At 68.4% G+C, this 20,836-nt stretch carries 19 protein-coding genes; 14 read left to right on the forward strand and 5 right to left on the reverse strand.

Going from position 1 to position 20,836, the window contains the following annotated elements; genetic code table 11:
* Positions 1-102 precede the first annotated feature (102 nt).
* Both OG225_RS39055 and OG225_RS39060 read right to left on the reverse strand, forming a co-directional pair.
* Entirely contained in the window at positions 103-849 is a 747-nt protein-coding gene (locus OG225_RS39055) for an immunity 49 family protein (RefSeq protein ID WP_405179649.1), read from the reverse strand.
* Between the two features lie 171 nt (positions 850-1,020).
* Positions 1,021-6,828: a hypothetical protein gene (locus tag OG225_RS39060; protein ID WP_405179650.1), complete on the reverse strand. Its 5,808-nt coding sequence runs from the start codon at positions 6,826-6,828 to the stop codon at positions 1,021-1,023.
* 289 nt (positions 6,829-7,117) lie between these two features.
* Here OG225_RS39060 and OG225_RS39065 point away from each other — a divergent pair, with 289 nt between their 5' ends.
* Positions 7,118-7,792 (forward strand): hypothetical protein, encoded by a 675-nt coding sequence (locus tag OG225_RS39065; protein WP_405179651.1) that lies wholly within the window; start codon positions 7,118-7,120, stop codon positions 7,790-7,792.
* A gap of 8 nt (positions 7,793-7,800) precedes the next feature.
* Positions 7,801-8,355, forward strand: coding sequence for a hypothetical protein (locus OG225_RS39070; protein ID WP_405179652.1), 555 nt, complete (start codon positions 7,801-7,803; stop codon positions 8,353-8,355).
* 6 nt (positions 8,356-8,361) lie between these two features.
* Here the strand turns inward: OG225_RS39070 and OG225_RS39075 are convergent, their stop codons facing one another.
* Together OG225_RS39075 and OG225_RS39080 are read right to left on the reverse strand one after the other, a co-directional pair.
* Positions 8,362-8,874: a YbaB/EbfC family nucleoid-associated protein gene (locus OG225_RS39075; RefSeq protein WP_405179653.1), complete on the reverse strand. Its 513-nt coding sequence runs from the start codon at positions 8,872-8,874 to the stop codon at positions 8,362-8,364.
* A gap of 16 nt (positions 8,875-8,890) precedes the next feature.
* Positions 8,891-9,196 carry a hypothetical protein gene (locus OG225_RS39080; RefSeq protein ID WP_216911453.1) on the reverse strand — a complete coding sequence of 102 codons (306 nt, stop codon included), beginning with the start codon at positions 9,194-9,196 and terminating at the stop codon, positions 8,891-8,893.
* Between the two features lie 195 nt (positions 9,197-9,391).
* Between OG225_RS39080 and OG225_RS39085 the strand changes: the two genes are divergently transcribed.
* From OG225_RS39085 to OG225_RS39140, 12 genes are all read left to right on the forward strand, one after another.
* The gene (locus OG225_RS39085; protein ID WP_405179654.1) at positions 9,392-10,861 is read left to right on the forward strand and encodes a hypothetical protein; all 1,470 of its coding nucleotides are present in this window, start codon (positions 9,392-9,394) and stop codon (positions 10,859-10,861) included.
* A gap of 227 nt (positions 10,862-11,088) precedes the next feature.
* A complete protein-coding gene (locus tag OG225_RS39090) occupies positions 11,089-12,873 on the forward strand; it encodes a hypothetical protein (RefSeq protein WP_405179655.1) in 1,785 nt (594 codons plus the stop codon).
* Complete coding sequence (locus OG225_RS39095; protein WP_405179656.1) at positions 12,870-13,658, forward strand: ESX secretion-associated protein EspG; 789 nt, start codon at positions 12,870-12,872, stop codon at positions 13,656-13,658. The genes OG225_RS39090 and OG225_RS39095 overlap by 4 nt, the downstream gene beginning before the upstream one ends.
* Positions 13,659-13,689: 31 nt before the next feature.
* Entirely contained in the window at positions 13,690-14,034 is a 345-nt protein-coding gene (locus tag OG225_RS39100) for a hypothetical protein (protein WP_405179657.1), read from the forward strand.
* A 37-nt stretch (positions 14,035-14,071) separates the two neighbouring features.
* Positions 14,072-14,371, forward strand: coding sequence for a YbaB/EbfC family nucleoid-associated protein (locus OG225_RS39105; RefSeq protein WP_405179658.1), 300 nt, complete (start codon positions 14,072-14,074; stop codon positions 14,369-14,371).
* Between the two features lie 173 nt (positions 14,372-14,544).
* Complete coding sequence (locus OG225_RS39110) at positions 14,545-14,865, forward strand: type VII secretion target (RefSeq protein WP_405179659.1); 321 nt, start codon at positions 14,545-14,547, stop codon at positions 14,863-14,865.
* Complete coding sequence (locus tag OG225_RS39115; RefSeq protein WP_405179660.1) at positions 14,862-16,163, forward strand: hypothetical protein; 1,302 nt, start codon at positions 14,862-14,864, stop codon at positions 16,161-16,163. The genes OG225_RS39110 and OG225_RS39115 overlap by 4 nt, the downstream gene beginning before the upstream one ends.
* A gap of 14 nt (positions 16,164-16,177) precedes the next feature.
* Positions 16,178-16,516 (forward strand): PE domain-containing protein, encoded by a 339-nt coding sequence (locus OG225_RS39120; protein WP_405179661.1) that lies wholly within the window; start codon positions 16,178-16,180, stop codon positions 16,514-16,516.
* A 29-nt stretch (positions 16,517-16,545) separates the two neighbouring features.
* Complete coding sequence (locus OG225_RS39125; RefSeq protein ID WP_405179662.1) at positions 16,546-17,526, forward strand: PPE family protein; 981 nt, start codon at positions 16,546-16,548, stop codon at positions 17,524-17,526.
* Positions 17,523-18,317, forward strand: a complete 795-nt coding sequence (locus tag OG225_RS39130; RefSeq protein WP_405179663.1) for an ESX secretion-associated protein EspG — start codon at positions 17,523-17,525, stop codon at positions 18,315-18,317. The genes OG225_RS39125 and OG225_RS39130 overlap by 4 nt, the downstream gene beginning before the upstream one ends.
* Positions 18,318-18,387: 70 nt before the next feature.
* Complete coding sequence (locus tag OG225_RS39135; RefSeq protein ID WP_216911463.1) at positions 18,388-18,687, forward strand: WXG100 family type VII secretion target; 300 nt, start codon at positions 18,388-18,390, stop codon at positions 18,685-18,687.
* A gap of 45 nt (positions 18,688-18,732) precedes the next feature.
* Positions 18,733-19,014, forward strand: coding sequence for a WXG100 family type VII secretion target (locus OG225_RS39140; protein WP_216911464.1), 282 nt, complete (start codon positions 18,733-18,735; stop codon positions 19,012-19,014).
* Positions 19,015-19,096: 82 nt separating this feature from the next.
* On the opposite strand, the gene eccE is transcribed toward OG225_RS39140, so the two are convergent.
* Positions 19,097-20,812, reverse strand: a complete 1,716-nt coding sequence (eccE, locus tag OG225_RS39145; RefSeq protein WP_405179664.1) for a type VII secretion protein EccE — start codon at positions 20,810-20,812, stop codon at positions 19,097-19,099.
* Positions 20,813-20,836: the final 24 nt, after the last annotated feature.

The following is a 20,836-nucleotide window of genomic DNA, read 5'->3' on the forward strand; positions in this document are numbered from 1 at the left end:
CGGAATTCCTTCCCCCGCGGACGCGGGTATTTCCGTGCCCCGCCCGTCGAGCGTGATTCCGCCACCAGGGTAGCCGCTATGGTCGGGTGCCCTCGTCGTCGATCAGTAGATGGGTTCGTAGGGTGCTGCCCAGTCTCTGTCGATGAGTGCTCGGGGAAGATAGTCGGATTCGACTTCGACGGGTATGCCCTTGTCGGCTGCTTGGCACACGGCGGCGAGGAGAGGCCAGGCGACGAGTGCGTGTGCGGTGGCGACGCGATCGGGCGTCGAGTTGAACGCGGCGTGATCTTCGAGCGCCTGTTCGAGGGTCGTGTTGAATTCGGCGGTATTGCGAGTGACGAGGTGGAGAAGCAGATTCATCGCGGGATAGGCGATGAGTGTGCCGTAGTCTTCGTCGGGATATTCGAGATTGCGGCGGAGGGTCGCGTCCATCGCCGCGGTGATTCGGCCGACTTCGACCTGTCGGTGTCGGAACAGTGCTTGCCAGCATTCCGCCCACAGGAACATGTACTTGTTGAAACGCGCGGTGGGCGCAGCAGTCAGATCGACGGGGTACCAGGCCATATCCTCCATGATGGAAGAATTGCGCGAAATAATCGTGAGCCACAGGCCGATGAGATACGCGGCGATGGTGTTCGACGGCGCGTTTCCCTCGATTCCGTGTATCGGCCGATCCGGCGCGCCCGGCCCGAGGCGAAGCCCGCTGGTGCCTTCCGGGGGGAGATCGGAGAGGCGGATCAGACCGGTCTGGGCCTGGAGTGCCAAGACAACTGAACGCTGGAACTCGGGGGTGCGGCCGTCGGTATCGAGCAGACTCGCGTAGCCGGCCGCGCGAAGTTGGTCCGCCACGATGCCGCTGAGAATTGTGTCCGCCCGCTTTTCGAGGGAGTCTCCCGATAAGCTGCGCTCCGTGAGTTCATTCATCGCGGAGATCTGTTCGAGAATGTATTCCCGAGTGGTAGCCCTGGGGGGAACTGCCCGGGCGATACGGGAAGTAGGCATGTTTTCCTTCCTCTGTCGTCACATCTTGAACGGTTTGACTTGCACTCCTCGGTATGTGCCGTCGTCGTTGACGAGTGCGGTGACCTTCGCGTAGATGAGTTTACCGTCCCGCCTCGCTCTTACGAGATCGTTGGCGAGATCGGACTCTGCTGTGGTGCCGTTCTGCATTCGCGCGATTATCAGGTCGAAATATGCTGGCGTGCCCTGTTCATGGCCGCCCCTGGACCCCAGATCCGCACTGGGACCTTTGGCCTCGTATACGACGTAGTACTCATTGCCGTCTTTATCCGTTACTTTATAGATCTGATCGAACTGGCCCTGTTTCGGGCCTTCGTTTATGCCCGCCAGATCGTGGAGCGGTTCGACCGTCCATCCCCGGGAAGGCGGATATTCCGCGAGTACCGCGTGCCGCCCGGCGGTTTCTCCCAAATTTTCCGAGTGATCACGAACAGCGACCGCGTCCTGGCGTAATTTTTCGAGTGCGGCCTCGGCGGCCTTCTTCTTCTCCGCGTCGTTCTGATCGTTCGCGGTGTTTATCTCGTCGATGAGTCTGTCGCGGACCACGGCGTAGTCCTCGCCGTTCTGTGCCGTCCGCAGTATCTCCAGCGCCGCCGCGCGGTCGGCGGCATGCTGTCGCGCGGTCTCCGGCAGTTCGCCGAATTCTTCCGCGGTCGGCCCGGTCGGGGTCGCCGTGAACTCCGCCGAAGCCGGCGGAAAATGGGAGCGCCGAGCCGTGTATTCGGCGCGGGAAAGTAGACCCTCGTTTTCTATCCAGCGGCCGTCCGGGTTGACGGTAACGGCGGGGGTGGTCTCGCCGTCTTCGTCCAGCTGTTTTCCGCTTTTTACCCGTACCGATCCGTCCGGGTATTCACGGTAATATCGCTGTCGATATACCGGATCCTGAAGTTTCTCCTCCATCGGCCTGCGCGGAGGATCATCGGATGACGGCGCCTCGTCACCCATGTAGTCGACGGGACCTCCGTCGTTCGGTGTGATCGACGGCCGACCGGATTCCGCAGGGGTCTCGGGCGCGCGGGACGTCGCTTCGAGTGCGGTCTCGCCGGAGCGAGTGGGGTGGTGCGTGGTCCAGGTCCCGCCGTCGCGGACATGGGCAGGCGAATTCGGTTTGGCGGGTACGCCGACAGCGTCGGTGGCGGCGTGGACGGGGACGCCCAATGCGTCGGCGAGTTGCTGGGCCAGGTCGGGATGGTTGGCGGTGTTACAGGCGATGAGGCGGATGGGAGTGCCGGGGGTGTAATCGGGGTTGTCGCGGATGGCGGCCGCGATCTGTCGCGGGGTGAGGTTGCCGAGGGGTCTGCCGTTGGTGTCGGCGTGGAAAATGACGTCGAAGTCGCCTTCGTTGCGCAGGTTCTCCTGTACGCGTCGGGTGGCAGGATCGTCACCGATGGCGGTGCTGGTCGGGGTGTGGTGGGCATCGGGCGCGGTATCGGCGTCCGGGGTGCTCGGCGTTGCCTGGTCGGGGTCGGTGGGGGCGGCTTCGGACGGTGACGGTGCTGCCGGTCGATCGCCCGGGGCAAGACCACTCTTGTCCGGATCGGAGGTGGGGGTGCGGTTCTGGGCGTCACCATCGAAGGTTCCGGGTGCCGTGGCGGTGCCGCGATGATGGTCGGGCAGATCGACACCGGCCGGTTCGTAGACGATCACCATGCGGTGATCCGGTCGCGGTGCGGCGAAACCCGCCATCTTCGCGCGGTTCAGGACGTTGCTGCCGCCCGCGTCGATCGTGTAGTCGTAGTCGTTGTTTCCCGGTGGCGGGAACTCGGTGCGCTCCTCCACCCGGAACGGCAGATCCGAATCGGGGAATTGGCGACGCAGGGCGTCGAGGAGCTGGTCGCCGTCGATGTGACCGCGATCGTTGACATGACCGGTCGCGCTCTCCGGTTTGGTATCCCATTGCAGTTCGATACGCGCGCCGGGGGCCACGCTCGCCACCAGGGCGGCCGCGAGCGCATCGTATTGGGCCGGTGAGAATTTCGCGCTGACATTGTTGACGAAGATGCGGCCGATCGACCCCACGCCTGCCTGGGCGAGCACGTTCCCGTTGAACAGCAGATCCCCGAACACCATCACCGTGCCGGGCTCGGTGAGCGGACCTGGATCGAGGACGCCTCGGTCGCGGCGGCGCTGAGCGGCGACGGGGAACTCGGAGGCGAGTTCGGTCTTGATGATCAGTCCGCCGCCCGCCCGGTCTGCGGTCGGGGTCATCTCCACGCCGAACGCGCTGCGGCCGACCCCGACGTCGATGGTGTGTCCGCCCGCGGCCACCGCCGGTGCGGTCGGCCGCGGCTGGTGGGTGATTCGATGGTTGTCCTCGCCGAACACGTTCTGCGGCAGCGGTAGTCGATGCTGGGGTCGGGGCCGTGGCAGGATCTCGACACCGGAGCGGCCGTCGACGGGATCGTGCACGACGACGGTGTACTCCACCTCGATACCGAGATCTGTCGCCGCGCGGTTGGCCCGGTCGACGTCGTGCAGAAAATCCGCGAACGGCGTGGTCCGGCCGTCGACGTCGACCGTTCCGGCGCCGTGGTCCAATTCCGTGGTGATCCGCCGGGGTTGGTTGCCCAGCGCCGCGGCGGCATCGTGCATCCGCTGGAAACCGTGGTCACCGAACACTTCCCGGAACGCGTCGGGCATCGCGGCGCGGAATCCGTCGATGGCGGCGTCGACGGCGCGGGCGCGCTCGGTTTCGGTGGTGGTCGTGTCGTTGAGCGCGGCGTTGATCGGATCGAGGGCATCGAGCAGAACGGTGGTGGGGACGGTCGCCCGCGCGGCCTTCGCCTCCGGGCCGGTGAACAGCGGGTCGAAGACGCGGCGCGCGAGTTCCTCCCGCGCGCGTCCCTGGAGGCCCGCCTCTTCCACGCGCCGGAGACTGTCGGCGAAGTCGCCGTCGAGGTTCGCCAGTCGCGCGTCGTAATCGGTCGCGCCCGCGTCGAGATCGGTGGTGTCGGGCCCTACCGTCGGGCGCGCGGCGATCAGGCCGTCCTGTTCGAGAGCGAGTCGCCGCGCGAGCCGAGGATCGTGCTCGCGCAGCAGGTCGGAATTCGGCCCACCTTGTCCGTCGAGACCGAGATGGGCCGCCAGGTCGGCGAGATCGTGACGGAGCGAAGGGAGTTGAGACGCCCGGGCCGGATCGAAGGTGGCGCGGTCGATGTGGGCGAGCAGCACCCGCAGTTCCGCGAACCGGCCACCGAGGTGCGTGGTCATCGACGTCGGCGCCTCGGAGACCGGGTCGATATCGATCGTCGGGTCCAGCGACAGCGCGATCTCCGACAGTTCGTGGGCGATCGCGCGAGCGACATCGGAGGTGCGGGCTCGCGGTGACACCCGGATTTCGTAACCCTTGTCGTGCGGGCCGAATTCGGCGACGGCACCGTCCTCGGTCGGCGCGATACGCAGGTGGATCTCGCGACCGTCGGGCAGGACGAAGTAGTCGCCGTCCCGGTTGAACGCCATCATCTCGGGGGTGATCAGCCGCAGATTGTCGCCGATCTCGGTCTTCAGCTGCGCCATGTCGAGATCGGGCTGTCCGGTCGGTCGCGCGTCGCCGTGGAAGTCGGCGACCGGGCTCGCCGTACCGCGATGTTCGCCGACCCCGCCGTTCCACGGCGTCCTCGGTGTCGTCCGAGGAGTGTCGAGGGCAGGTCCGGCAATGACCGCCACCGCGGGCAGCCCGACCTCGATGGTCGGAGTGCCCTGGTCGACGTCGATTTCGGGCGAGGCGGCCTGTGGCGCCGCGTCGACGGGGGAGGTCACGGCCGTTCCGGTCGAGCTCGCTCGCGGCCCCGCCACCGGCGTCCGGGATTCATCGGTCGGCACGGACAGGCTCGCGGCCGGGGTTCGGGCGCGTGCGACCTCGTTCTGGGCATTGGACTGCGGGGACTGGGCGGCAGCGGTGGGTGAGCCCGCGGAGGTCGAGGCAGGCGGGTGGGACTGCGCGGACGACGTCGCGGGGGAGGCGAGGGTGTTCGACGCGGGCTGGCCTGCCGTCGACGGCGAGGTCGGCGCGGACGCCGCCGCCGCGTTCGGTACCGCCGTCGTACTCGACGCCTGGACGGGCGAGCCGGGCGTGCCCGATTCCGACGCGCTCGGCATCGCGTGCGTGCCGACCGGGCCCGCGGTGGTCTCCGAAGGCGATGCGGTGGTCGTCGGGGTGGTGCCGCGCGAGGTAGCCGCGGGGTCGGTCGCCGTATCACCCGCCGTGCCCGCGCGATCCTGATGGTTCGTGTGGTCATTGCCCGCGCTGTCCGATGGGCCGTGGTCGGGCGTCGACTGCGCGGCATCCCGGGGTGCGGAATCGGTATTCGCGCCGGAATCCTGCTGGCTCGTCGGCGCGGTGTGGCCGGGGGATTCGCGCGGTCCGCCCGACTCGTTCGACGCGGTGGAGTTGTCGCCGCGGTCTCCGGTGGCGGGCGGGGATTTCTGCTCTGTATTCGCGTTCGAGTCGGTGGCGGGATTCGTCGCGGGGTCGCTCGACGGGGACGATTCGGTGCCGTCGACCGGACCGGCGGCTTGCGTCGCGGTGGTGTCCTTGTCGGGGCTGGTCTCGGACGCGGCGTTGGCGGCAGGGCTGTTCAGGGCGTTCGTGTCCGTGGCCGCGTTGGATTCGGCGGTGGGATCGGCGGAGGGGCCGGCTTCGGATGTGGGGTTGCCCGCGGGGCTGGTTCCGGCGGCCGGGCTGGTCGCGGGGCTGTTGGTGGCGGCCGGATCGGTTGCGGAGGCCGGGCTGGTGGGGGTGCTGGTCTCGGAGGTCGGGTTCGCGGCGGGGTCGGTTTCGGCCGTCGGGGTCGGCGTTGGCCCGGTTCCGTCGACGCTGGGCACGGTCGGCGCGGTGCCGTCGATCGTCGGGACGGTCGTCGTCGGGATATTGCTCGCCGACGTGTTGGGCACGCCGTACGACCCGCGGATCGCACCGGGACCGGCGCCGGAGAACATGCCGCCGGTGAGGCTGCGCGGATCCCATTCGCCGGTCATCAGGCCCGCGGCCACCGCACCGCCGAGACCACCGCCCGCACCGACGACGGCGCCGTTGAAAGCGCCTCGCCAACCACCCATCGACGTGTCGAACCGGCGACCCATCAGGCCACCGGTGAGGCCGCCCACGCCACCGGCCACCGCCGACACCGCCGCGTTCTGCCCGACCGCGTTCCAGTCGTACCCGTCAACGGCGCCGGTGGTGTTCTGGTAGGTCTGGACCATGAGTTCCTGGGTGGTGCCCTGCAACACCTCGACCAGCGCTTCCTGCAAACCCTCCATGAGTACGTGTTTGACGGCGACCGCGGAGATCCTGCCCCCGGCGATGCGCGCGATGATGGCCGCGATCCGGCCGAACAGCCTGTTGGCGATCACCCGGAAGGCGGCGCGCGCGCTGGCGAAGACCGCCGCGGTGGAGAACGGGCTGAACGGCCCGCTCGCCAGCGCGAGGGCCAGTTCGCCGAGCACCCACCCGAAGGAGATGTAGAAGTTGAGTTTGGCGGCCTCGATCTGGTCGCCCATCGAATCGGCCGCGCCCGCGAGCAGGTCGTAGTTGTCGGCGAATTTCTGTAGTGAGCCGTTGTTGCCTTCGGAACTGTCGCGCAACGGCTTCATCCAGGCGACGATCCTCTCGCCGCCGCTGCCCTCGGGATAGACCGTTTCCAGGCCGCTGATGATGCCGTCGAGTTCGGGTATGAGACTGCGGATCTCGTCGGCGATGTCGGTGAGGTCGCGGCCCATCTCGCGCATGAGATCTTCGTTGCCGTGCGGCCAATCCGCACCGACGAGCCATTCGATCGGCTCGGCCCAGCTCGGAAATTGCAGTGGCACAGGCAACCTCAGCCTTCGGCGCGACTGTCGAGCGCGCGGTCCGATCGTGCGAAACCGCCCACTCCGGCTCCTCGTCGATTCCGCCGATCTGCCATCCGGGCGCGCGACGACGGAAAATGTTGTGCTGTGCCGCCTTTGGTTCAGTACCTGATATTCGACTGTCGCACAACAACTCGGTGATGACAACACGTCGGCCCGGTTTCCCGGAGAATCGGGTGGTGCGCGCGGCGGCGTGGCCGCGCGCGGGTGGGCTGCGCGGCCGGTGGTAGCCTCGAGATCCGGAGGACTGATGGCACACGCATCCGATACCAGGGCCCAGCTGGACCGATGGGGCGCCGAGCTGCACGCGCGGATCGCCGAACTCGTCGCGCTGTGCACACCCGAGGCCGTCGGCGAGCAACGCGGGCTGGGCGAACCGGAGGTGGCCGACTGGCACGAGCCCGTCCGCTACCGCCACAGCGTGACTGTTCGCGGCTCACGAGATCCGTCGATCTCGCCGGAGACGCTGGCTACCCGTGCCGCCGACGCGCTCGTCACGGCGGGGTGGCAGGTGAGCGCCGATTCCGGGGAACCGACGCAGAGCGCCGTCACCGTGGTCGGTGCCGCGGAGGGATCCGTGGTGCGCGTGCGCTTCTCCACTTCCTCGACCGTGGTGCTGTACTCGGGTGAGACGGCCGCGCTGGCGCTGTCCACCACGCCGAGCGAGGAACCGTCTCCGGTGCGCACCTCGGACGATGTCGACCCCGGTTATGTGCTGTGCTACGAATGTTCCGGAACAGGGTGGTGTCCGGTGTGCCGGGGCCGAGGGTGGGTTTCCGACGAGATTCGTGGGCGTCACCGTTGCCCGGAATGCTTCGACCGTCGTGTCTGCCCGATCTGTGTCGGCGCGGGTGAACTGGCGGTCGCGCGGCTCAGTCCGGTACAGCGTGCCAACTATGTCCACCTGCCCGATACCTCGAAGTGAGGGTGGTTGTGCCACAGACTCTTCCACTGGCCCGCACGAACCTCGAAGCCCGGCTTTTCCTGCGCCTGCAACCGTGCCACGGATGCGGATCCACCACCTGTGATTTCCGCAGTGCCGTCGTGAATGTGGCGGGCGACCTCGTGAGCCGCTACACCGGTACCTGCGCGGGCTGCGGCGTGCTCAGGGAGTACGAGTTCCGGCTCCCCGAACAGGTCCTCGTCCCCGGCGTCGACACCGTGCGTTTCGGGTCGGACGAACCCTCGGAACTGCTCGATCCCGGCGTATGGCTGTGGTATTCGGATCAATGTGCGCGGCAGGTTCCCGAATCCACCGATGGCCTCGACGAACGAGGCCGCCGTGCCGCGCGGCATACCCTCGCCACCGCGCTGGCCGCCGTTCACGAAGTGCTGAAATTCGTACCCGACGGCTCGCCCTCGGTTCCCGATTCGGCTTTCGCCTCGGTGGACGGGCGCGCGGTGTACCAGCGCGAGCCCGCCAGATTCGACCGGGACCGACTCGAGGCTGTCCGCGATCACTACGCGAACCTGCTGTCCGCCGGGTGAGACCGCTCACCAACTCTCGTCGGTGACCCCGCCACCCCTGGCGGCGGCCCGCCAGGTCTCGTAGTCCTCGACCGGTTCCGCGCCAAGCGGTTTCGGCTCCGCGGTGGGATTCCTGGCGCTCAACGGAGCCATCGACGCCGCGGGGAAGGTCGGGCGTTGTGATTCGAAATCGGGAAGATCGTCGATGAGTTCGGAGAGTTTCGGCATCCGTGCGCGCTGCTCGACGATCGGCGCGAGCAGGTTCTCGGCCTTGGCCGCGGCGTCCTTGGCCGCCTCCTGCGCCGCGGTCGTCACGGCACGGGCGATCTCGTCGTAGGTGAGCTCGCCGATATCGGAGGAGAACCTGGTCTCCAATACGACGCCATCGGCGTTGACGGTGACCTTGACCCGCTTGCCCTGTGCGAACGCCGTCGCGGTCAGCTCGGCCCGCTGTTCGGCCGCCGCCGCGATGGCGCGTATCTGCGCCGCGAACCCGTCCAGGATGTCGGCGGTGGCGTCCTCGGCGAATTCGTTCGCCACGGCAGCTTCCCGCGACCTAGAACTGCTGGGTGTTGGTCTGTTCGGTGCGCGCCAGATCCTGGGCCGCCGTCGACAGGCCGCTCGCGAGATTGTCGAACGTGGTGGCGATGGTGCCGGTGTTGTCGACCATCGTCGTGGAGCTGGGGTCGAACTCGCCCTCGACGGCGAATTTCGCGCCGAATTTGTCGTCGCCCCAGGCTGTCTCCCCCGGGGAGACGGCAGAAGCCGCGTTTCGTGCGATCCCGCGCAGGCGTTCGCCGAAGCTGTCCACGTCCTCGGCGAGTTTCGCGACACTCTGCGAGGTCACCTGAACTCTGCTCATCGGGAACTCCCCTCGGTGTGCCGCGCACTCGACGCAGGTTATAGATCGACTGTGCCACAGCCGGAATATCAACTCAAGGCGAATCCACCGGGCGCGCTTGTGTCAGGATGGGCAGCGATACGGCGATGACACAGCGGCGCAACGGCTTCCGCCTGCCGGAGCGGCGCGGGCAGGAAATCCGAAAGAGGCCGCCACGTGAGCAGCGACGACCCGAGCCAGCGAGATATCACGGACGCCGACGGCGATCCGGATGTGGGATTGACCCTCGAGGTGGACCCGACCGGGCCGTCCGAGCGCGCGAAACAGTTGTGCCATCGGGTTGTTCGCGCACTCGTCGCGCGGGGGCCGAAGGGCTGGGTCCGACTGGACGCGGTCTTCGCGCTGACCAGCACCGCCGAGTCGGCGCAGGTGTACTTCTTCGACGGTGAACAGCGCGCGGTGCGGGTGTACCCGGAGGACGAGGTGCTGTCCCTGGTCCGCGACCACAGGCGACTGAGCGCCGAACTCGGTGACGGGCCGTGGTGGCGGCTGCGGCTGACCTCGCGCGCCGACGGCACGATCGAGGTCGATGACGACTACGGCGACGAACCCTTCCCCGACGACCAACTCTTCCCGGCTGCGGTGTACGCCGCCGACCTGGCGGTGTTTCCGCGCAAGGCGCTTCCGGTGTGGCTCGCCGCCTATATCCGCCACGGCGACCGGCAATCGCGCGGCGCGCGATCGGCGGCGCGGCAGGCCCGCGCCGATCGCGCGGCGGGAGTCCGCGCTGTGCGCGGCGACGACATATTTCCGGCGCTGCCGGTGATGTGGGGACGGTGGGCCGTGATGGCCGCAGCCTTCACGGCCGTCGGATCGCGATGGGGGCCGAGGATCCTGCCCGCGCTCGGGCTTTTCGAGAGCCCGCGCCGCAGCGGCGCGACCCTGTACATGTTGCCGGGTGGACGGGCCGTCCTGTCCGGCGGTGTGTGGAACGCCCCCGAACTCGACGCCGCCTACAACGGCGGGGCCGAGTTGGCGAGACTGTATGCGGGAGCGCCCGAATGGGTGGCCAATCCGGTGCTGAATTCCCGCGCGCGCACCGGGCTGCTGTCGTTCTGCTACTGGTGGGAAGCGGGCGGTTGGCACCACGGTGAATCGCCGTCGCCCGACCGGTTGGGTGACGCGATACCGGGGATCCGGGACGCGGACACGGTTGTCGAGGTGATCTGCGATCTGTTCGCCGAGCGACCCTCCGATCGGCAGCGTGAAGCGGTCTCGAGTCTGGTCGCGGCGGCCGAGACCGGTGCGGTTACCCGCCCTACGCTCGAGCGGGTGTTCGCGGGCCTCGACGGTCTCGACGGCGCGTTCTACCAGTTGATACTCGCAGGTGTCGCGGTGAGCGTGCCCGAACCGATGGCGGCCGACGACGCCGTGGCGATCGTTCGCCGGTTCCTCTCCGACCGAGATCCCGGACACCGTGTCGGCGAACTGCGTGCCGAGCGGATCGGTGTGGGGTGGGCGGTCTTCGCGCAGACCGTGCCGGGTGAACTCGCCATCGGGCGTCCCGTCTTCTATGTCGCCGACGACGGTGTGCTCGAACAATCCTCGTCCTCGGTGGCGGCATCGGTTTTCGGCGCAGACTTCGAACGGCGGTTCCGACGGCGACACGGTGCGGAAAACGCGTGACGGTCACGTGCGCGGATCTCGCGGTACGGACGACGATTCGGTCGTCGACCGCCGAGACTGCTGACCATTCGACGGTTCCGTGCGATGATCGGCTGGAGTGGCAATACCGGGGCCGGGCCTTTCGACGTGTGTCCGCGGCCGCCGGGACGAGCACCTCGTTCGCCGGTGTCGGCCGGCCACGTGCCGGGGCGAGCGACACACTGCACTGTGTAGGGCGGAGTTGACTTATGGCTGAACCGAATCCCTATTCGGGACTGCGCGATGCCGCACGTAACAGGATCTTTCGGATCGACGAGGCGATCGCGACCGACGCGGTGACGTTCATCGCGAACGCGATGGACATATTCGATTACGCTGCCGCCGATTACAAGGCGGACGCGCCCGCCGGGTCGCCGCCACCCGGGTACTACGATCTGTACAAGGATTTGAAAACGGTCGATCATTTCGGCAATCTCGGGTCCGGCCGCACGCTGTCGGCGGAGTTCCAGAAACTCGGCGTCGAGTTGATCGACACCACGCTTCCCGCGTTCAGAAGGTCGTTGCAGGATCTGGGTGAGGCGTTCGTCATCGCCGGGAACATGGTGAAGGACCAGGAAGCCACGGCCGAGTCGGTCTTCAACGGTTTCAAGGCGGACAGCCCCGCGGCGGGCTACGTGCACAACGTCGGAATGCGACGGTACGGCGACGGCTACATCTCCGACGATCCGGTGATTCCCACGGAGATCGGCACCGGTTCGTACAACGGCAGGGCGCTCGATCCGGCCGCGCCGGGTAGGCGTGCGTTCGATCCGTTTCTGGAACCCGCTGCCGCGCTCACCTACCCGGCCGCGAACTCGCTCTACAATTCCCTGAGCAATAAGATCAACGGCCTGACCATGCTGGCGGGCGAGTGGCAGCGCATGTCCGACCGGCTGCTGATCGGTTTCAACAACCTGGCGCGCGATATGGGTGGGCTGACCAACACGCGATGGCAGGGCGACAGCGCCGACCGGGGGATGGAGGCGGTCAACCGGTACACCACCGCAGCCCGACAGTTGACCACCGCGATGACCTCCGTCGCCGGGCTGTTGGAGGGCGCGTCCGGCTGGATGTCGAGGTTCTACAACGAACTGCCCCGGGAGGCGCTACCCACGAGCGATCAGGCCGAGAACACCGCGGTGACCCGCGCTCAGACGGCGTTCAACTCGTGGTACGCCCCCGGCGTCGCCGCGTCGTCGGTGCTCCCGGAACTCCCAGGACCCGCCGGAATCCAGGGTCCGAAGCCCCCGCCCCGGACAACAAACCCCGGCGGCAATACCGGTGGCAACACCGGGGCCGGTCAGACTCTCAGCAGTGCCTCGCTGCCTTACAACGAGCTCCGATCCGCCATGGCGAGATTGACGCAGGACCAGTTGCAGAGCACCGAGCAAGCTCAGCAGGCAGCCCAACAGGCCGCGCAACAAGCAGCCAAGCAGGCTGCGCAGCAGGCGGCCGAACAAGCGGCGCAACAGGCGTTGCAACAGGCTCAGCAGGCCGCGCAACAGGCGGGGCAGCAGGTTCAGCAAGCGCTCCAGCAGGGCCTCCAGGGGGCACAGCAAGCCGTACAGGACGGTCTGGAGGCCGCGCAGCAGAGCGTGCAGTCCGCCGGTCTGGCCGGTCTCCCCGGTTCGCTGGCGGACTTCCAGAAAGAGCTCTCCAAGAAGGCGGGCGCTGGGGGCGGGGGCGCGGGCAAAGGCGGTGGTGGCGCGGGTGGCGGTGCCGCCGGTGGCGCGGCGGCGAAGGATGTCGCGGCCACCTCCAAGCTGTTTCCTCGCGCCTCGCTGCCCGCCGCCACCGGTGTGGTGGCCGCGCGGGCGGGTCTGGCCGCGAGCACACCGGGTATGCCCGGTTCGCCGGGTGCGATGGGCGCCGCCGGCCAGGGGGGTCAGGGCCAGAAGGAGCACAAGCGGGCCGACTATCTCGATTCGGTGGAGTATCTGGAGGATGCCATCGGCGAGGCGCCCGTCGTGGTCAAACCCGTTGTGGAGCAATGAGTCATAGCTGGAAGCTGACCGATCTCGAGTTCTACGCGCTGTGGTTCGACGCCGCGCGCGAAACTCTGCCGTGGCCGTTCTTCTACGCGACGAGAACCGAACTCGCGAGTGTCTTTCGCGTCGAACAGGCCGAAGCGCTCGACCGTGCCGGGCAGACACTCGGCCCGCGAGCGCGGGATCTGGTGGACGCGCTGGTCCATCCCGATCTTCGAATCGTCGCGAGTGGCACGGACGGTCGCGAACCGCGCGCACCCGCCGGTCTGGTCCGAATCCACGCCGTCCGCCGGGCCGATCGTGGTTTCGTGATCTGTCAGCTACCCGGTGAGACCTTCTACCACGGCACATCTTTCACGGTGCTCGAATGCGACGCCGTCGCGCTGGCCGACGCGGTCGTCCGGGCTATACCGGAGGCGGTGCCGGGCAGACTCGCCGACATCACCCTGTCGGCGCGGCCGGAAGCGGAAGAGCTGGATTACAGCTTCGGACGATCGGCGGTCCACGACACGTTCGACGGTTCGGTCGCCGAGCGGGCGGCCCGATTCCTCGACGCGCCTCTGAAAAGCCGTGGCACGCTGGATATCGAGCAGGGGCGCTCGTTGTTCGGACCGAGGGGGATGACCCGCCATCGGCTGGAATGGCGGGATCTGGAAGACGACGGACGCTATCTCGTCGACGATCAACATCCCCCGCTGGCCGTCGCCGCCGATCGGGCGCGGCTGATCTCCATGATCAATGTCCGGGTGGCGGCGATCGTCCGGGCGATCAAGGACGAGCGGGTGTCGTGACTATCGCGCGTAGGCGTGGGTGGGAGGTTCGATGAGCGACGCCGAGCAGCCGGTGCTGCCCGAATGGAGCGCGTCCTCGCCGGACGGCTCGATCACCGTGCGAACGACCGAACTCGGTCTGCCGCGCGGCATCTCGATCGAATCGGCGAAACTCGGTGAGGATCCGGACGCGCTCGCGGCCCAGGTCCTGCGGTTGTGCAGACAGTCGGCGGATCGGGCGGGGCTGGCTCGGCGCGAACAGTTGGAAGCGGCCGGATTACGCGGCGACATGCTGGCCCTGCTCGGCCTGCCGACCCCAGAAGAGGTGTATTCCCGCGACGCCGCGCAGGAGGAAGAATACGACGTGGAACCGCGTAGCTGGCTGCGCGAAGTGTGATCGTCGAGGTGGAACCCGCCGCGGGAGGGGAGAATTCGTGTTCGAGTCGATGGACGAGCTGGAAGCGAGCGTGCGCAGGCGGCTGTTCCGGATGCGTGACCTCGTCGACGATATGTCGGGCGTGCGCGGCGACGCGACGTCGGCGGACGGTGCGGTGACGGTCGAAGTGGACGGAAACGGGGCGTTGTTGAATCTCGCTTTCGGACAGTCCATCTCCACGCTGACGCCGGAGGAGTTCGAGGAACGCCTCGTCTCGACGGCGACCGCGGCGGCCGGTGTCGCGTTCGCGCGCCGGGCGGAACTGGTCGCCGCCTTCAACGCCGAAGTGGCCGAGTAGAGATCGTTCGCGCCGGTCGGTTCATAGCACATTCATGTCACATCTCTTGACGGAATCCGTTTCAGCCGCTATGCGAAAGGTCTACTATGACAGCGGTATTGGTGCTATGTTGGTCGAGTGGTCCGTGTCCGGTAGGGCTGCGTTCAACTCTGTGACAACAACGGGGAATACTGATGAGCGACCTCGTAGCTGCACCCGATGCCATCCGTGGATACGCGGAGGCGGCCGTGTCGATGGCGACCGGCGTCGCTACCGCGGGAACGGTCGACCAAGCCGCGACGATGGCGGCAGTGGTGCCCGTCTTCGGCCTGATCGGCCAGGAATTCCTGTTCGCGTTCGCGCACGCGCAGGCCAATCACGTGTCCTCGGTACTGGAGTTGGCGGCCGTGCACGCCGCCACCGCGATGACCGCGACCCAGAGCGCTATCGCCTACGAGACCTCGGAGGCGACCTCGGCCGCCGAATTCGATACGGCGGCATACGGTCTCCCATGAATCCGCCGGTCGATCCCACGGTTCTGGACCTTCTGCGGGGCAGCGTGCTCGCCCCGCATATCGACCGGCCCGTGAACGACATCCTGCGTGATATGGGACTGCCCGGGCTTCCGGATCCCTCGGCGCTGCCGCCCCTTCCGGAATTGCCGCCGTTACCCGTGATCGATATCGCGGCCCTCGCGCGCCCGCTGACCGATATGGCCGCCGCCTTCGGGACCGGTGCGCTGGATACCGTGGCGGGTTCCGGGGCCGACCCCACCCGGGTACTCACCGGAATAGGCACGGCGTTGCAGACCGCGATGACATTGAGCGGCACCGCGTTGCAGACCGTCATGACCCTCTGGCAGGGAATGGGGGCCGCCGCGGCGGCCGAGAAGGCAGGACAGGCCCAGCAGGACGGGGCCGAACTCGCCGCGCAGAGCACGAGTGAGAAGGGCGTCGTCGTCGGCGGTGCGGCCTCGGTCGCGGTCGGCGCCGGATCGATGTCGACGGTCATCACCAAGTACGTCACCTCGATGGCGGCGGCTGCGCCGCTGCTGGCGACACCCGGTGGGCAGTTGTTCATGGTGGCCGCGACGACGGAGGCGGTCAGCGAAGCGCTCGCGGTGGTCACGCAGACCAGGGCGGAGCTGACCGTCCACTCGGCGAATATGACGCAGGCCGGTCAGAAGGTGGATATCACCGACGCCCCGAAAGGGGTCGACTCCGCGCAGCAGGTCATGCAACTGCTCCAGATGCTCGCGCCGATGATGACGATGGCGGGTCAGGGGGCGCAGAGCCTGACCAGGCTCGCTGCCGCCAACACCGGCCTGCTCGCGCCGCCGAAGGCGAAGGACGCCGCCGCCGAGGACGGTGCGGGCGTCGACGGCGAGGAAGCCGACGGCGCGCAGGGGCGGACCTCGGGGAGTGGCGGAGGTGGCGGCGGAATCGGTGGCTATGTGGCCGGCGCGCCCGCCTCGGCGTCCCTGAGCCCGTACAGCGGAACGAAGACCGCCGCGATGCCGTCCACCGGGACAGGCGGTTTCGGCACCGATCCGGCGACCGCGCCCGCCGCGGCCCGCGCCTCGGGCACCGTGGCGGGCAGCAGTCCCGGCGGCATGATGCCGATGGGCGGCGGCGCCGGTCTCGCGGCCGGAGCCCGCGGTACCGGTGACGGCGGTGACGTGCCCGGGTTCCTGGTCAACGCACAACACGGCGACGAAGTGGTCGGCGATATCGCTGGCGCCTCGTTGCCGGTGGTCGGCGCGACCGAGCAGGCGTCCGCACAGGCACCGCCCGATAAAGATCTCACGCTCTGATCAGGAGGTTCGGCATGGTTCGCGCAGGAGTGGATTTCGAAGGAGTCCAGTTCGACCCGGTGGCCGCGCGCGAAGCCGCGAGCAGGCTCGACGGGCTGGCAGATCGGCTCGAGCACGGGTTGCGGGACAACGAGCCCGCCTTGGCCGTCGAGCCCGCCGGTCTGGACGCGGTGTCGCGGCACGCCGCGCAGACGATGAACCAGGTCGCGGCGAACTACACCGGCAACGCCGCGGAAGGAATTCTCGAACTACGCAGGCTGGCCGCGGTGTTGCGCGGTCAGATCGAGGGATTCGGGCGGGTCGAAGGCGAGAACGCCACCGATCTCGGCCGTGCCGGATTCGGCATCGGCTGAGGCCGAACGGCCCGATACGGAGCACAGGGATGATCGAACCGCCGCCGCCAGGGTTCACCGGCGTCGTCTGGGAGGCCATGGAGCCGGAACGGATGGCCGCCGAACTCACCACGGGTCCCGGCGCGGTGCCGCTGGCGGAGGCGGGCACCGCGTGGGGCAGGCTCGCCGAGAGTTTCGGCGCCGCGGTGGTCGAGTACGAACTGGTCATGACGAGCCTGCGTGGCGCGTGGCAGTCCACCACCAGCCGGGAGGTGATCGACCGGGTGAGCGGACTGCGGGACTGGCTCGTGGAAGCGGCGGGCGCGGCCGCCGAGCACGCGGTCAAGGCGCAGACCCAGGCCGCGGCGTACGAGGTCGCGCGGCTCGCGATGCCCGACAGCGGCGAGCTCGCGGCGCTGGCGCAGGCGAAAATGCTGCTGGAAACCTTCACCGCGGGTCTCGGCGCACCCATCCACGCGGTGTCGGCCCACACGGACGCGGATTCCGACGTCGCCAAAGCGGCGGCGTCGCGGGTGATGCGGGCCTACGAGTCGGCGACCGAACCGCTGGCGATGCCGTGGGAACAGCGGGAACCGCCAGCGCTCGTATCTCCGGTCGCCCTCGAAGCCGAGCAGTCCGGGCAGGCGGCGGCGATGCCCGCGGTCGGCTCGACGGCCGCCGTCGCCGCGGCCATCCGGCCCGCGGGTTTCGGCCTCGGCGCGATCCCGAGGGTGAAGACCGCCTACCAGGCCCCGGTTCTCGCGCAGTCGCCGGAGACCGAGACACGCACCCGGACCGCCGCCACGGTCGCGCCGGTCGCCGCGTCCGGTTCCTCGATTCCGTTGGTGCCGGGGGCGATCGGCGCTGCGGGCACCGGGCAGGACCAGGAATACGAACCGCACGCCGGTGTGTCCGCGGTGGGCGACGCCCTCGGATCCGAACCGGGCATCGTGGCGGGCCCCGCCGTCCTCGGCGCCCCCGAATCCGCCGCGGTGCCACAGAACCGAGGGACCGCCGGAGGTGGTGTATGACGACGCTGACCAACGACGGTGTCCTCGCCGTCGCGGAACGGCTCGGCATCCAGACCATGCCGCTGGTTCTGGCGATCGGCCCGAGTCGGCCGACCTACGACGAGTGGACCGCGACCCAGCACGCCGCCGTCACCGAGCTGACCGGTCGCGGTGTGATCGATGGCTACGGCGAGGTCGAATCCGATCTGGCGGACGCCATGCACGTCCTGGCCAAACCCGATCGTGAACTGGTCGCGCGGATCCACCGTCGCGAAGGTGGGCCGATCCAGCTGTGCCTGGTCGGACGGGCCGGGCGGCACGCACTGGCCATGAGGTCCGGTGACGAACTCGATATCGGCACGGTCTGGTCCGACGGTTCCGGCTCCGCCTTCGTGGCGGCGCTACTGCGCGCGCTAGGGCGCGGTGAGCCCGCCGATATCGCCGCCTTCACCGCGCTCGCGTCCGACCTCGCCGAGCGATTGTCGACGGCCCGAACCGCGGCCGAATACACCGACGCCGTCTACGCTCTCGGCGTCGACGCGAGCGACGCCCCCCGCTACGGGCTCGCCTTCGAGTCCTGTCACGCCTACGCCGAGATCGTCGCCTACGCCCACGACGACGGCGTCACCACGCGACCGCCGTGCGCGGCGGTGGTGTACGAGACCGGTCGCGGCCGAATCGTGGTCGCCCCCGACGCGGCACCGGACGGGCAGATCTGGTCCACCGTCACACCGGGCACCGATCACCGTGTCGCACAGGTGATTTCCGGGCTGATCGACATGTTGCCCGGGAGGAGGTGGCTGCCGCAGTAATCGTCTCCGACTCGGGTGATGGATTCGCCGTCACCCGCCACCACAACAGATACCCGGAAGGAACGCAATCATGGTTTTGAAGGCAGAACACGCAGAGGCGCAGAGGGCGCAGACCGCGATGGCCGACGCGGTCGACGCGATCCAACGCACCCTGGCCGCCCTCGACGAGGCGGTCGACACGGCGAAGGCGGGATGGCAGGGCGACGCCTCGGCGGCGTTCCAGACCGCGGCCGCCGAATGGAACGCCCAGAACGACGACCTCAACGCGGTGTTGAGCGAGATCGAGGGCCATGTCGGTCGCGGCACGGTCCAGTTCCAGGCGATCGATCAAGAGGGCAGTGACGATTTCGGCGGACTTCGCCTCGCCTGACCCCTCCGGTCGCACCCAGCGCACTACCGACGAAGGACACAGCTGATGCTCTACGACGAAGCAGCCATCACCCAGTTGTACGACAGCCTGCACACGAACTACACGAAGCTCGTGCAAGAGGCCGAGAACATGAACAGCGCGGCGACGAATCTGAACGCCGCCTGGGAGGGTTCGGGCCTGGACGGTTTCAACACGGCCAAGGGCAAATGGGACACCGAGTACCAGGAAGCGCTCACGCTCCTGAACAAGATGGCCACCGCGGTCGACAACGCGCTGGTTCGCGCGTTCCAGACCGACAAGACGATCGGCGACGGCTTCGGCGCCTGATGGGCCGTGGCCGTGACGGCCGGTCGAGGCCAGGGCTTCGACCGGCTGTCCGATGGTGCGGACCCGACGGGTTCGGCGCCGATCAGCGTGCCGCGACCAGTGATTCGCCGATGTAGCGCATCTCGTCCGGTGTCGTCACCATCGTGACGGTCGTATCCGCGCTGGAGGTGCGCACCGTGATGGAATTCGGCGCGGCGGGGTCCTGGATCAGCACGACATCCGCGGCAGGCTCGATCGCGGGCGTGTTCGGGGCGCGTACGTGCACGATGGTCGCGCCGCCGGTCTGCGCCGTGGGTGCCACGCCGTCGAAGACGACGACGGTGGCCGTCGGAGTCGGACCCGGCGTCGCAGCGGCGGGGGCGGCGGGCACCTGTCCGCCTGCGAAACGCGGAGCCAGTGAGAGTGTGTACGGGTCACCGACATTGACGACCATCGAATGCCAGTTCTCCGGTCGGTAGGTGTGGACCACGACGTGCGCGCCGAGCGCGATCGCGCGCAGGAGTACCTGCTGGGCCAGATCGAGTTTGCCGATCACCTCGAGGTGGCGGGTGCCCTCACCGATCAGCGGTACGGCGATGCCCTGGCCGAGTCGATCGGCCCCGATCAGCTGTCCACAACCGGCGGTCGGCAGGGCGATGCCGTCGAGCGCGTCGAGCGGGCCACAGTAGTCGCCCGCCTTGTCGTGTCCGCTCGACCGGATGGGCAGCGTGTCGAGAAGGGCGCGGAACTGCTGACCGGGCAGTGCGCGCAGCCCGGCCACCGGCGGTCCCTCGGGTTCGGCCTCGGTGTCGAAGCGCGCGAGCGCGGCCAGGGTGATCGACGGCATACCGCCGGGCAGGTCGGCACCGCGGCGCCGATCGGGGCGCAATCGCACGGTGACCGTGGTGTTCAGGCTCGGTGTGGCCCAGATGTCGGCGAAACCGCGCGAACCGACGAGTTCCGGTCCGATCGCGTAGCTGGTCAGGTGCACACCGTCGTGGACGAGTGAGCGCGGAGTCTCCTCGAACGCCTCCAGCGCGACACCGCGGGTGAGTACCCGCATCGCGGCGTTCATCTCGCTCGCGGTGAGCACCGAGGTCGAGATATCCCGGACGGCGAGGCGATTGGCCACCCTGCGGGTCGCGATGATCGCGGTGCGCAGGGTGCCGGTCGCCTCACCGCCGCGATTGTCGATCGCGCGGGCGTTGGCGAGCGGATTCAGACGGAGCACCAGCCACACCGTGAGATGCGCGATCGCGGGCAGCGGGCCGATGATGCTGTCGTACAGGCGAGCCACGACACCGTTGCTCGCGGTGCGGGCGCCGGTGCTGATCACGTCGATCGAGGCCAGTCGGATATCGAACTGGCTCAGGCATTTCCCTATCTCGGTCAGCGGCAGCACCTGGTCGGTGCTCACCTCGCCCCGGCGCAACAGCGTGAGGGTATCCGGTGGCGGGTCGATCCGCATCATCGTGATGAGCAGTCCGCCCTCCCAGCGCACGCCGTAACTGCCGCCCTCGGTCAGCGGCACGTCGACGGTCTCGTCGCTGGTCGCGAGCCGGTCCGGGCGGGCGCGCCGCCCGCGATAGGCGGCCGCCCGCGCGATCATCCCCACCAGGTTGTGCGGGTGCCGTCGCCGGACCGGCGCCGCGCCCGCCGCCAGCGCGAACACGACCACGATCGCGATCGCGAGGGCGGGCGCGGCGAATGCCGTGGCGACCCACGCCGCCGTCGCGGCGAACAACAGCAGGGCGATCATGTAGTGCAACGGGATATGGCGGAACAACCAGATTTCCGGATCGCGAAGCACGGTGCTCATCGGGGCTCTGTCGTCCGCGCGCTT

The sequence above is a fragment of the Nocardia sp. NBC_01377 genome, from assembly GCF_045040005.1.
GTDB lineage: Bacteria > Actinomycetota > Actinomycetes > Mycobacteriales > Mycobacteriaceae > Nocardia > Nocardia noduli.

Bases quoted from the DNA above. Each gene is read 5' to 3' on its own strand.
- OG225_RS39120 (WP_405179661.1), top strand. From the start codon at position 16,178: ATGGTTCGCGCAGGAGTGGATTTCGAAGGAGTCCAGTTCGACCCGGTG.
- eccE (WP_405179664.1), bottom strand. From the start codon at position 20,812: ATGAGCACCGTGCTTCGCGATCCGGAAATCTGGTTGTTCCGCCATATC.
- OG225_RS39080 (WP_216911453.1), bottom strand. From the start codon at position 9,196: ATGAGCAGAGTTCAGGTGACCTCGCAGAGTGTCGCGAAACTCGCCGAG.
- OG225_RS39125 (WP_405179662.1), top strand. From the start codon at position 16,546: ATGATCGAACCGCCGCCGCCAGGGTTCACCGGCGTCGTCTGGGAGGCC.
- OG225_RS39065 (WP_405179651.1), top strand. From the start codon at position 7,118: ATGGCACACGCATCCGATACCAGGGCCCAGCTGGACCGATGGGGCGCC.
- OG225_RS39090 (WP_405179655.1), top strand. From the start codon at position 11,089: ATGGCTGAACCGAATCCCTATTCGGGACTGCGCGATGCCGCACGTAAC.
- OG225_RS39095 (WP_405179656.1), top strand. From the start codon at position 12,870: ATGAGTCATAGCTGGAAGCTGACCGATCTCGAGTTCTACGCGCTGTGG.
- OG225_RS39140 (WP_216911464.1), top strand. From the start codon at position 18,733: ATGCTCTACGACGAAGCAGCCATCACCCAGTTGTACGACAGCCTGCAC.
- OG225_RS39100 (WP_405179657.1), top strand. From the start codon at position 13,690: ATGAGCGACGCCGAGCAGCCGGTGCTGCCCGAATGGAGCGCGTCCTCG.
- OG225_RS39130 (WP_405179663.1), top strand. From the start codon at position 17,523: ATGACGACGCTGACCAACGACGGTGTCCTCGCCGTCGCGGAACGGCTC.
- OG225_RS39135 (WP_216911463.1), top strand. From the start codon at position 18,388: ATGGTTTTGAAGGCAGAACACGCAGAGGCGCAGAGGGCGCAGACCGCG.
- OG225_RS39110 (WP_405179659.1), top strand. From the start codon at position 14,545: ATGAGCGACCTCGTAGCTGCACCCGATGCCATCCGTGGATACGCGGAG.
- OG225_RS39115 (WP_405179660.1), top strand. From the start codon at position 14,862: ATGAATCCGCCGGTCGATCCCACGGTTCTGGACCTTCTGCGGGGCAGC.